Below are 12,252 nucleotides of genomic sequence, written 5' to 3'. Positions count from 1 at the left end.
GATGGATCGCTCCCGCTACTTCGAGCATCAGGAACCGCGGCTGAACATCATCCCGATGATCGACATCATGATGTTCCTGCTGGTGTTCTTCGTGCTGATGGTGCTGCACATGATCCCCAACACCGGGGTGAAGCTGCACCTGCCGAGCGCGAGCACGGCGACCAAGCTGCCGCACAAGAGCGTGATCGTCGGCGTGACCGACAAGGGCGCGGTGCGCTACCAGGACCACACGGTGACCCTGGACGCGCTCAAGCAGGCGCTGTCGGCGCTCAAGGACAAGGCCACGGTGAGCGTGATCATCGCCAGCGACGGCAAGGCCACGGTGAAGGAGCTGACCGGGGTGATGAACGCGGTGCGCGAGCTCGGGATCAGCAAGATCGGCCTGGCCACGCGCGCGGGATCTCCGGCGGGCGCCGGCAAGACCGCCCCGGCCGCCGCGCCGCCGACGGGTAGCGCGGCGCCATGAGCGCGCTGGCGCCGTCGCTCGGGCCGTGGTCGCCGCCGCGGCTGGGCCTGCCGCGGGCGTTCGTGCTGGCGCTCGCGTTCGAGGTGCTGATCGCGGTGCTGCTGCTGTGGCCGTGGCACCACGCGCCGGCGCCGCCGCCGCCGGCGAAGCCGCAGCAGGTGACCACGGTGCAGTTCGTCAAGCTGCCGCCGCCTCCGCCGCCGCAGCCGGTGGTGCAGCCCAGGATCGTGCCGCCGCCGCCGATCCCCAAGCCGCAGATCGTGATCCCGAAGAAGCCCAAGCCCAAGCCGGTGGTGCACCACAAGCCCAAGCCCGTGCATCACGTGATCCACAAGCCGCGGCCGGTGCATCACAGGCCCAAGCCGATCGTGCATCACAAACCCAAGCCGGTGCCCAAGCCCAAGCCCGCGCCGCATCCGCACGTGGTGCCGCACCCGGCGCCGCAGGCGGTCAAGTCGCCGCTGCCGGCACCGAAGGTGGCGCCCGTGTCCGGGCCCAGCCCGTCGGCGATCGCCGCCTACAGCCAGGCCCTGCACGTGCTGATCCAGAACAACGTGCAGGTCGGCGAGATGGTGCGCCAGCTCGGCCTGTCCGGCAGCGTGCGGGTGCGCTTCGTGCTCGGCCCCCAGGGCGGCGCCGCGCAGGACGTGCACATCATCTCCGGCGGCGCCAATCCCCTCATCCGCCACGACGCGCTCAAGACCGTCGGACAGCTCAGCTACCCACCGTTCCCCAAGGCCTTCGGCAAAGCACACCGTACCTTCGAGGTCGTCGTGCAAGTCAACGCCAGCGGCTGACAGAGGATGGCTGGCACAGCCGGGCGAAGCCCGGCCAATACGGAGATCCCTTCTGAATGGTTTGACACACCCTCTAAAAGATCGGTGCAAAACCAACCGACGCATTGAGGATGAAACACAAAGCCGGGCAGGCGTTTCAAATAAAAACGGGGGTAACCGCGATGATTCATACATGAGGTGAAAAAAACAGATGAAATCCATTTCCTCTCACGCATCGGCGATAGCCCTGCTGGGTGCGCTGGGCATCATGCTGCCGGGCCATGCACATGCCGCAGATTCGACCGACACCGGGAAAACCACAAGCGCCGACACAAAGCCCATCAAGATTAAAAAGGTCACCAAGGAATACGAAAAACTCATTGCCGCCGAGCGCAATATTCCGTCGGTGGTCAATTCGGTGCCGCAGGACAGCATCAAGCATGCGAGCAATTCAAGCTCGATTTATTCGCTGCTGAACGAAACCCCGTCCGTCAACGAATATCAGCAGAATATCGGGCCCAACACGCCGGTGCTCGTGGTGCGTGGCGTGCGCATGAGCCAGCTCGCGCAGACGCTGGACGGCGTGCCATTGCAGGACATCCTCTACGGCGGCCAAGGCTCGTTCCTGAGCTTCAATGTCGGCAACGTGATTACGCACGGGGAACTGGACTCGATCAACATCTACCCCGGGGTTGCGCCGCCCAGCCGAGAAGGTTTTGCGACCGTCGGCGGCACCATCGCCTACACCACCCGCAAGCCGACGCGCAAGCCGTATGCGGAATTCGCCACCAAGATCGGCTCCTTCGGCACCAACGAACTCTCGACCGATCTCAACACCGGCTCCATGGGCAGCGGCCCCGATGCCGCCAGGGCGCTGCTCTACTACGCTCACACCAGCAGCGACGGCTATATCCAGCACACGCCCTCCACCTACGACAACTTCATGCTCAGCGCGCTCAAGCCCTATGACGAGGGCATGTCGCAGCTCTCGGCGGTGATGCTGGCGAGCCGGGGACGTTCGGTGGTGCAGACCGCGCCGACGCCGACGGCCTGGCTGCAGGAATACGGCCAGCTTTACAACCCGCCGGCCTCCGATACCTTCTCCGAGCAGATCAACAAATACTACGCGATGATTCTCGGCGACCGCACCTATATCAATCCCCATCTGATGTTCAAGGGTGACATCTTCGATATCTACCGGACCGGGTATTTCAATTCCTGGACCAACCCGAAGTACATCACGCTGTCCTACCCGTATCAGGTCAATTTTCAGGCACCCTATTTTGGTTATGGTCCCATGGGACCGGGTACCGGCATCTACAACCCGAACCACTTCACCTACAACCCGGCTGCCGTCTTCGGCACGGCACAGGCCGGCGAAGCCGCCGTCGTGGGCAACAACGCCAACAACACCTTCGGCCTCAAGGGATCGACCTTGCTGCTGCTGCCGCACAATGCGATCAAGCTTGGCCTGATGGGAGTCCGCGAACGCGGCTGGGGCAGCCAATATGTCTACGGCAATCTTCAGATGCCGCAGATCAATGGTTATAACTCTCTGGGCGACAATAGCGCCTACGACCTGCGCAGCGTGTACAGCGGCTACCTGCAGGACAAGATCACCCTGATGAATGGCAAGCTGCACATCGAACCCGGCTATACCTACTCGGGTGTCAATACCGTCGCCTATCAGCCATGGAGCATTTACGATGCCACCGGCACAGCCCCAGCGGTCAAACTGGACAGCTGGTACACCGTCGGCACGCCCTATCTTGGCGTCGCCTACGATCTACGTAAGGATCTAATCGCCTACGCCAGTTACGGCAAGGGTGCCCGCTACTCGCCAGTCAACGACTTGGTACAAGGCATCACTGGACAGGGTGTCGCACCGGCACCGGAGATCGTCAACATGTACGAGGCCGGCATCCGCTACGATACTCCGCGCGCTTACGTCAATTTCGATGCATACCTGCAGGAACAGAAGGACATGTTCTCCTTCTACATCAACTACACGACGGGCGCTGCGCAGTATGAGAACGTCGGCAAGGAGCGCATGCAGGGTGCGGAACTCAGCGGCGCCTACAAGTTGACACCCGCCGTGGAGCTGACCGCCAATACCTCGTACACCGACGCGCACTACGTCAACGGCTTCTGGGCGTTGATGACGCCGTTCGAGGGGCAATACGGCTATGCCTTCGCCGGCGACCACGTGCCCTTCGTGCCGGCCTGGACGGGCAACCTCGGCATCAAGTACGACAAGAACGGCACCTACGTCAAACTGTCGACGCACTACACCGGCCGCATGCACTACGTCTACACCCTGGGGCCGAACGAAACCCGTACCTACCAGGGAATCGGGCTGGCGGATGCCACGGTATCCTCGCCCAACACCTTCGGCGGGTTCTGGATCTTCGATCTCAAGGCCTCGCAGAAGCTGCCGGTGCACATGAGCTATCTCAAGCAGATCAAGCTCACCCTGAACATCGACAACCTGTTCGACAAGCAGTACTACACCCACTACTACAACATCTACAAGGAATACGACTTCGCTGCCGTGGGCACGCCATATGATGCGGCCTACCCCGGCATGCCCCGCTACATCAGTCTGGGGCTTTCGGCGAAGTTCTCCTAAGGCAATACCGCCGGCGCGTGCCTCGCGCGCGCCGGCGGTCAAGGTCGATGACGTTTACTCCCCCCGGGAGCGGTCATAGACTCGAACGAATTCTGCGGCCGGACATTTCACCATGCATTCACGACGACTCCTCGAATCCCTGTTCGCGGCGGGCTTTCTGATCGCCGCCCTCGCGGGCCACGACGCCCATGCGGCAGACCCCACGCCCCGGCACGGCGGCACGGTGGTCACCGTCCCCGGCGTCGGCGTCGCGCCGCCGGCGGCCGTGAACGGTCTCAATCCGCTGCTGTCCTCATCGCTGTACAACGCCCAGGCCGCCGGCCTGATGTATCTCGGCCTGCTGTACATCGACCGGCACCTCAAGATCGACTACACGCGCTCCGTCGCCAGCGGCATCCAGGTCTCGGCCGACCGGACCGTGTACACGGTCACGCTGCACAAGCGCTATCGCTGGTCGGACGGCCAGCCGGTCACCGCCGAGGACGTGGCCTACGATTACCACATGATCGAAAAACTCGGGCCGAAGTTTCCCAACTACGGCACCGGCGGCATCCCGACCCTGGTCAAATCCTTCGAGGTGCTCGGACCCTATCGCTTCCGCATCACCCTCAAGCGCCCGGTCAATGCGGACTGGTTCGAGCTCGACGGTCTCGGCCTGCTCATGCCCTTACCCAAGCAGACCTGGGAACACTACAGCGTCAAGACCATGTTCAACCACATGGTCGACCCGAGCTTCTTCCAGGTCGTCGATGGGCCGTTCAAGCTGCAGTCCTTCGTGCAGGGACGCTACGTCAGCTTCGTGCCCAACCCCAAATACACCGGCCCCAACCCGCCCTACATCGACCGTCTGGTGCTGCGCTTCCTGAACACCCCGCAGGCCGTATTCGCCGCGCTGCGCACCGGCGCCATCCAGATCGGTACCCTGCCGCGCTCGCTGTATCCGGCCCGCGCCCAGCTCGCCGCCCTCGGCACCTATGAGATCAAGGGGTTGTGGGGCTTCAACTACATGGGCTTCAATTATTCCAACCCGAATCTCACCTTCATCCACGACGTGCGCGTGCGTCAGGCCATGATGCATGCCATCGACCAGCCGCTGCTGGTCAAGCTGGAAGATTTCGGCATGGGTCAGCGCGACTACGGCCCGGTGCCGGTCGATCCGCCCACCTTCCTCTCGCCCCACGCGCGCAAGATGCTGGACTCCAAGGTCTACGACCCCGCGCTCGCCGACCGGCTGCTCGACGAGGCCGGCTGGAAGCGCGGCCCCGGCGGAATCCGCGAGAAGGACGGCCACAAGCTCGCCTTCACCCTATACGTGCAGGCTGGCCGTACCCGCGGCCCGACCCTGATCGCCGGCATGCTTGCGCAGGTCGGCATCAAGCTGCGCCTGCGCGAAAAACCCTTCAACAGCGTCATCGCCGAATATACCGAGCCCAGCAACAAGCAGTGGCAGGCGGTCTACCTGGGCTGGAGTCTGTCCACCTACCCCAGCGCCGGCACCATCTTCCAGACCGGCGGAGCGCTGAACAACTATCACTACAGCGATCCCAAGCTGGACAAGCTGATCGACGAGGTCACCAGGAAATCGGGGTTGGCGCCGCTCTACGCCTTCCAGGACTACATGATCAAGACCCAGCCGGTGATCTTCCTGCCCTACTCCTACAAGCTCGTCAAATACGCACGCAACATCCACGGCATAGACAAGGCGTTCACCCCGCTCGGCGGCTTCAATCCGCAGTATCTCTGGGTTTCGGCGAAGTAGGAGCACGACCATGTGGAGCCTGATCGCAAGACGTCTGGGCACCTCGGTGACCTCGATCGTGATTCTCGTCACCCTGGTGTTCTTCATGATCCACGCCACGCCCGGCGGCCCCGCCTACAGCATCCTGGGCATGCGCTCCTCGCCCGCCGCGGTGGCCGCGCTGAACCACCAGATGGGCCTGGACAAGCCGCTGTACGTGCAATACCTGACCTGGTGGGGGCATCTGTTCGAGGGCAACCTCGGCTATTCCTTCACCCAGCACGCCCCGGTGTCCTCGCTGCTCGGCAGCTACCTGCGCAACACTCTGCTGCTGTACGCCTCGGCAACCCTGATCGCGATCCTGCTGTCGGTGCTGCTCGGCATGCTGCAGGGCGCGCTGGAACGCCGCGCGGCCGGACGCCTGATCGGCGCCTTCCAGCTCACCTTCTACGCCATGCCGATCTTCTTCGTCGGCGGCATGCTGATCCTGATCTTCGCCATCGACCTCGGCTGGCTGCCCTCCGGCGGCATCACCGCCAGCGACGGCAGCGGCGGCACGCTGGTCTACCTGCGCCACATGATCCTGCCGGGCACCGCGCTGGCGCTGCCGCTGACCGCCGGCCTGTCGCGCTACTTCGGCCACTCCACGCGCAACGAATACCGCCTGGACTACGTGCGCACCGCGCGCTCGCGCGGCCTGCCGCCGCTGCGCATCGCCATCGGCCACGTGCTGCGCAACGCCGTGCGCCCGCTGGTAACCGTGATCGGCATGATGCTGCCCTACATCTTCGTCGGCGGCGTGCTCACGGAAAGCGTGTTCAACTATCCCGGCCTCGGCTGGCTGCTGTGGCAGTCGGCGCTCAACCAGGATTACCCCACCCTCACCGCCATCGTCCTGCTGATCGGACTGCTGACCATCTTCGGCAACCTGATCGCGGATCTGGCCAACAGCATCCTCGACGTCCGAGTCCGCTATGAGTAGTCAAGTGTCATCCCCCGAAACCCGGTCGTCCGCCGCCGTGCGCGGCCTCTGGCCGCGCCTCGGCGAGCACCTGCCCGCCGGCCTGCGCGACGCCCTCGCGCGCTACCACCACCCGATGACCTGGACCGGCATCGCCCTGTTCGGGGCGCTGCTGGCGTTCAGCTTCCTGGGTCCGCTGATCTACACCGCGAACCCGTTCACCATCCACGCCATGCACATCCTCTCGCCACCCTCGCTCGCCTTCCCCTTCGGCACCGACAACCTCGGCCGAGACATGCTCGCGCGCGCCATGGCGGGCGGACGTTCCAGCCTCACCGTGGGCGTGCTCGGCTCGCTGGTCGCCATGCTCGCCGGCATCGCCTACGGCATGCTCTCGGCGCTCGGCCCGAGCTGGCTGGACAAGGCGCTGATGCGTCTGCTCGACGCCCTGCTCGCCCTGCCCACGCTGGTGCTGATGATCTTCTTCGCCGCGATCATCCCGCTCGACGTGGTCAGCCTGACGCTGCTCCTCGGCCTGGTTTCCTGGCCCGGGCTGGCGCGCATCGTGCGCAACGAGGCTCTGGCCTATCGCGAGCGCGACTACGTCCAGGCCGCGCGCCAGTTCGGCGCCGGCACCTTCTACATCGCCCGCGTGCACCTGCTGCGCGCGATGCTGCCGATCCTGATCGTGAACACCACCTTCATGGTCGCCGACGTCATCCTCGGCCTCGCCGGGCTGTCCTTCCTCGGCCTCGGCATCCAGCCGCCGCGCGCCTCCTGGGGCGGGCTGCTCAACGAGGGCGTGCAGCAGGTATTCCTCAACGACTGGTGGCTGATCCTGTTTCCCGGCCTCCTGATCTTCGGCGCCATCCTGGCGATGAACTTCATCGGGCAGGGCCTGCTCACCCGACTGGAGGGACGCGCATGAGCCTGCTCGAGATTTCGGACCTCGGCATCAGCTTCGGCCGCGGCCGCCGGCGCGTCGACGTGGTCGATCACGTGAACCTCGCCCTCGAGGCCGGACAGATGCTCGCCCTGGTCGGCGAATCCGGCTCCGGCAAGTCGCTCACCGCCACCGCCGTCAACCGCCTGCTGCCCTACGGTGGCTGGCTCAGCGGCGGACACATCCGCCTCGCCGGGCGCGACCTCGCCGCCCTGCCCGAGCGCGAGATGCGCGCCGTGCGCGGGCGCGAGATCGGCATGGTGTTCCAGAACCCGCTGTCGGCGATGAACCCCAGCCTCACCGTGGCTCGCCAGATCGGCGAGTCCTACCGCCTGTACACCGGCGCCAGCGAGCAGGCGGCCCGCGAACGCGCGCTCGAACTGCTGCGCGAGGTCGGCGTGCCCGACGCCGAGGCGCGCCTCGACGACTATCCGCACCAATTCTCCGGCGGCATGCGCCAGCGCGTGATGATCGCCATGGCACTGGCCTGCGAACCCAAGCTGCTGATCGCCGACGAGCCGACCACCGCGCTCGACGTCACCATACAGGCGCAGATTCTGCGCCTGATCCGGCGGCTGCAGCGCGAGCGCGATCTTGCCGTGATCTTCATCACCCACGACCTCTCGCTGGTCGCCGAATACGCCGACCGCGTGGCGGTGATGTACGCCGGACGCATCGTCGAGCAGGCCAGCGCCGACGAATTCTTCGCCACGCCGCAACATCCCTACAGCCGCGCGCTGCTGGCCGCGATCCCGCGCGTCGACGGCGTGCCGGCGCGCCTGGCCGACATCGACGGCCTGCCGCCCGACCCGCGCGATTTTCCGCCGGGCTGCCGCTTCGCGCCGCGCTGCCCGCAGTGCCAGGAACGCTGCACCCAGACCTACCCCGAAACCCTGTTCAGCGGCGGCCACGGCGTCGCCTGCTTCCGCGCCCAGGAGCTGCCCGCATGAGCCCCCTGCTCGACGTCGAAGACTTGTCGGTCCGCTTCAATCTCGGCGAGGGCGGCCTGCTGCGCAAGACGCGCGGCACCATCCACGCCGTGTCGGACGTCAGCCTGCATCTCGAACGCGGCGAATGCCTTGGCCTGGTCGGCGAATCCGGCTCCGGCAAGAGCACCCTGGGGCGCGCCATCCTGCAGATGACCCGCCCCAGCGAAGGCCGCGTGTACCTCGACGGTCACGAGCTGACCAAGCTGCCCGAGCGCCAGCTGCGCCCCTACCGCCGGCGCATGCAGATGGTGTTTCAGGACCCGATGGACGCGATGAACCCGCGCATGACCGTGGAACAGGTGATCGTCGAGCCGCTGCGCCTGCAGGGCATCGGCAACCGCCGCGACCGCCGCGCGCGCGCCGCCGAGCTGATGGAAACCATGGGCCTGCCGGTCTCCGGCCTGCAGCGCTACCCGGGGCAGTTCTCCGGCGGCCAGCGCCAGCGCATCGCCATCGCGCGGGCGTTGGCCCCGCAGCCGGACCTGCTGGTACTGGACGAGCCCACCTCCGGGCTCGACGTCTCGATGCAGGCGCGCATCCTCAACCTCCTCGCCGACATCCGCCAGTCGCTCGGCCTGAGCTACGTGTTCATCAGTCACGACCTCGGCGCGGTCGGCTACCTCGCCCAGCGCATCGCCGTGCTCTACCTCGGCCGCGTGGTCGAGCTGGCCCCGGCGCGCACCCTGCTCGCCGCACCGCGTCACCCGTACACCGCCTCGCTGCTGGAGGCCCTGCCGCGACTCGACCGCAAGGCCGAGGACGACTACGCCCCCGCGCGCGGCGAGCCGCCCTCGCCGGTGAACCCGCCGAGCGGCTGCGCCTTCCACCCGCGCTGCCCCGCCGCGCAGGCCGTATGCGCCAGCGAGCGCCCGGCGCTGTCCGCCGCCGCCGGCAGCACGCACCGCGTGGCCTGCCACTTCCCCCTGGCCCAGGAATCCGCCGCGTGAACACCCCGCAAACCCGTTACGGCAACGACCTGGAGGCGATCGCCCGCCGCGCCCGCGACCTGCTCGCCGGCACCGCGCGCTGGCGCATCCTGGTGGAACAGACCGACACCCTCGGTTGCCTGGTACGCCGCGGCGTGCTGCAGCCGCCCGAACGCAGCGCGCGCCGCGCCGTACTGATCACCGTCGAAGAACAGGGCGCGCTCGGCTACGGCGCGACCACCGACCTTAGCGCCGACGGCCTGGCGCAGGCGGTCGAACGGGCGCGCCGCATGGCCGCCGTGCTGCCGGCGCGCCGCCTCGGTGCCGGCCTGCCCGCGGACGCCACGGACCCCGTGCCGGCCTTCGTCGAGCCCTGGGCGGACCACGTCGACATGACGCTCGCCGAACGCATCGAATGGCTGCACGACCTCGAGATCGCCATGGCCATCGACGACCGCATCCACAGCCGCATCGCGCTGCTCGAAACCACGCGCCGCGAGCGCGTGCTACTCGACCAGTCCGGGCGCGAGCAGCGACAGATCTGGCGGCTGTGCCAGGCCGGCCTGCGGGCGGTGGCGGTCGGCGCGGACGGCAGCCAGTGGCGCAGCCACGAACACAGCTTCCAGGGACCGGCCACGCCGGAACAGCTGGCCGCGCTCGACTTCACCCGCGAACGCGCGGCGGCCCTGTCGCGCGACGCGCTCGCGCTGCTGGACGCACCCGAGTGCCCCACCGGCACCCGCGACCTGATCCTGCTGCCCGAGCAGATGACCCTGCAGATCCACGAGAGCATCGGCCATCCGCTGGAGCTCGACCGCATCCTCGGCGACGAGCGCAACTACGCCGGCTGGAGCTTCGTCCGCCCCGAGGACTTCGGCACCCTGCAGTACGGCTCGCCGCAGCTCAACGTACTGTTCGCCCCGGACGAGCAGGGCGAGTTCGCGAGCTACGCCTGCGACGACGAGGGCCTGCCGGCGCGCCGCACCCACCTGATCCGCGGCGGCCTGCTGGAACGCCCCCTGGGCGGCGCCCGCTCGGCGGCGCGCGCCGGGCTGGAGCCGGTCGCCTGCACGCGCGCGACCAGCGCCCTGCGACCGCCCATCGACCGCATGGCCAACCTCAACATCGCCCCCGGCGAGCAGTCGCTGGGCGAGCTGATCGGCGGCGTCGAACACGGCGTGCTGCTCGGCCAGAACCGCTCCTGGTCCATCGACCAGCGCCGCGAGAAATTCCAGTTCGGCTGCGAGTGGGGCCGGCTGATCGAGGACGGCGAGCTGCAGGGGCTGGTGCGCAATCCCAACTATCGCGGCCGCACCCTGCCGTTCTGGCACAGCCTCGACGGCGTCGGCAGCGCCGATACCTTCCAGGTGCTCGGCCTCGGCAACTGCGGCAAGGGCGAACCCAATCAGAGCATCGGCGTCGGTCACGCCTCCCCGGCCTGCCGCTTCCGCGGCATCGAGGTGTTCGGAGGTGCGGCATGAACGATCTGCAGCCCCTGATCCACGCACTCGCCGAGCGCCTGCCCGCCCTCGCCAGCGACGGCGAGACCCTGTTCGCCTACGTCTACGGCGAGCAGACCGACTTCGCCCGGCTCAGCCGCTCGCGCATCAACCAGCTCGGCCACATCCACCAGCGCCGGCTCACGCTGACCCTGAGCGACGGCCGCGCCGCGGTGAAGGACACCTGGGACATCGACGCCGGCGCCCTCGACACCCTGGCGCCGCGCATCGAACGCCTGCGCGGCGATCTGGCCGCCACGCCCGACGACCCCTACCTCAGCCTGGACGCTTCGCCGCGTACCGCGCACAGCGGGCAGCTCTCCGCCGCACGCGATCTCGAACCCTGGCTGGAGGCGCTGCTGGCAAACGCCGCGGACGACGACCTCGTCGGCATCGCCCTGTCCGGCCCGCAGGGCTTCGGCCTGGCCAGCAGCCTGGGCCATGCCCTGAGCCACCGCAGCGGCGGCCTGTCGCTGGACGCCAGCCTGTTCACCCCGACTCACCAGGCGGTCAAGATCGAGTGGAGCGCCCCGGCCGACGGCCCCGCGGACCCCGCCGCGGCACTCGCGCAGGCGCGCGAGCGGCTGGCGCTGCTCGGCGGCGAACCCTACGCCCCCGCGCCGGGACGCTACCGCGCCTACCTCGCCCCCGAGGCCCTGACCGAACTGCTCGGCGTGACCGTCTGGCAGGGCTTCTCGCGGCAGGCGGTGGAAAGCGGCAACAGCCCGCTCGACCGCCTGTTCCGCGGCACCGCCGGCTTCGCCCCCAACGTGCGCCTGCGCGAGCTGCGCGAGGATTCCAACGCGCCGCCCTTCGGCGCCGCCGGGCACGCCCTGCCGGGCGCCGTCGACCTCGTGATCGACGGCCGCGCGGGCGACACCCTGGTCAGCCCCCGCGCCGCGCTCGAATACGGCGGCACGATCAACTCCGACAGCGGCATGCCCATCGCGCTGACCCTGGACGGAGGCGACCTCGCCGAGGCCGACGCCCTCGCCGCGCTGGGCACCGGGCTGTACCTCGGGCGGCTGTGGTACGCCAACCTCTCCGACCCGACGCACTGCCGCGTCACCGCGATGACCCGCTACGACTGCTTCTGGGTGGAGGACGGCCGCATCCGCGCGCCGCTCGCGCCGATGCGCATCGACGCCAGCCTCTACAGCCTGCTCGGCCCCGACCTCATCGCCCTGAGCCGCGAACGCCATCGCCTGGAGGACACCTCCAGCTACGAGCGCCGTGCCAGCGGCCACCAGCTGCTGCCCGGCGCACTGTGCGCGGCGCTGCCCGTCACCCTGTGACCCCGGCGCCGCGCTTGCAACCCGACCGCA

General features: G+C 67.7%; 10 protein-coding genes. All 10 read left to right on the top strand.

What is annotated here, in order from left to right; translation table 11 throughout:
- Position 1: 1 nt before the first annotated feature.
- The 10 genes from THPRO_RS14635 to THPRO_RS14590 all read left to right on the top strand — a co-directional run bounded on the left by THPRO_RS14635 (position 2) and on the right by THPRO_RS14590 (position 12,222).
- Positions 2–466 carry an ExbD/TolR family protein gene (locus tag THPRO_RS14635; RefSeq protein ID WP_052064746.1) on the top strand — a complete coding sequence of 155 codons (465 nt, stop codon included), beginning with the start codon at positions 2–4 and terminating at the stop codon, positions 464–466.
- Positions 467–528: 62 nt separating this feature from the next.
- Positions 529–1,263 carry an energy transducer TonB gene (locus THPRO_RS17070; RefSeq protein WP_161489998.1) on the top strand — a complete coding sequence of 245 codons (735 nt, stop codon included), beginning with the start codon at positions 529–531 and terminating at the stop codon, positions 1,261–1,263.
- 190 nt (positions 1,264–1,453) lie between these two features.
- Positions 1,454–3,871 (top strand): TonB-dependent receptor, encoded by a 2,418-nt coding sequence (locus tag THPRO_RS14625; protein ID WP_065089801.1) that lies wholly within the window; start codon positions 1,454–1,456, stop codon positions 3,869–3,871.
- Between the two features lie 112 nt (positions 3,872–3,983).
- Positions 3,984–5,630: a peptide ABC transporter substrate-binding protein gene (locus THPRO_RS14620; RefSeq protein ID WP_052064641.1), complete on the top strand. Its 1,647-nt coding sequence runs from the start codon at positions 3,984–3,986 to the stop codon at positions 5,628–5,630.
- Positions 5,631–5,640: 10 nt separating this feature from the next.
- A complete protein-coding gene (locus THPRO_RS14615) occupies positions 5,641–6,591 on the top strand; it encodes an ABC transporter permease (RefSeq protein WP_038092935.1) in 951 nt (316 codons plus the stop codon).
- Between the two features lie 4 nt (positions 6,592–6,595).
- Positions 6,596–7,498, top strand: coding sequence for an ABC transporter permease (locus tag THPRO_RS14610; protein WP_201787003.1), 903 nt, complete (start codon positions 6,596–6,598; stop codon positions 7,496–7,498).
- On the top strand, positions 7,495–8,463 hold the full coding sequence (locus THPRO_RS14605; RefSeq protein WP_038092929.1) for an ABC transporter ATP-binding protein: 969 nt from the start codon (positions 7,495–7,497) through the stop codon (positions 8,461–8,463). The genes THPRO_RS14610 and THPRO_RS14605 overlap by 4 nt, the downstream gene beginning before the upstream one ends.
- Positions 8,460–9,449, top strand: a complete 990-nt coding sequence (locus tag THPRO_RS14600) for an ABC transporter ATP-binding protein (RefSeq protein WP_065089800.1) — start codon at positions 8,460–8,462, stop codon at positions 9,447–9,449. The genes THPRO_RS14605 and THPRO_RS14600 overlap by 4 nt, the downstream gene beginning before the upstream one ends.
- A complete protein-coding gene (locus THPRO_RS14595) occupies positions 9,446–10,909 on the top strand; it encodes a TldD/PmbA family protein (protein ID WP_065089799.1) in 1,464 nt (487 codons plus the stop codon). The genes THPRO_RS14600 and THPRO_RS14595 overlap by 4 nt, the downstream gene beginning before the upstream one ends.
- A complete protein-coding gene (locus THPRO_RS14590) occupies positions 10,906–12,222 on the top strand; it encodes a metallopeptidase TldD-related protein (RefSeq protein ID WP_038092925.1) in 1,317 nt (438 codons plus the stop codon). The genes THPRO_RS14595 and THPRO_RS14590 overlap by 4 nt, the downstream gene beginning before the upstream one ends.
- The last annotated feature ends 30 nt before the right edge of the window (positions 12,223–12,252 follow it).

It is taken from the genome of Acidihalobacter prosperus (assembly GCF_000754095.2).
In the GTDB taxonomy this organism is placed as follows: Bacteria; Pseudomonadota; Gammaproteobacteria; order DSM-5130; family Acidihalobacteraceae; genus Acidihalobacter; species Acidihalobacter prosperus.
Note: the sequence above shows the minus strand (reverse complement) of the source record. Positions and strands in the feature narration are given on the sequence as shown.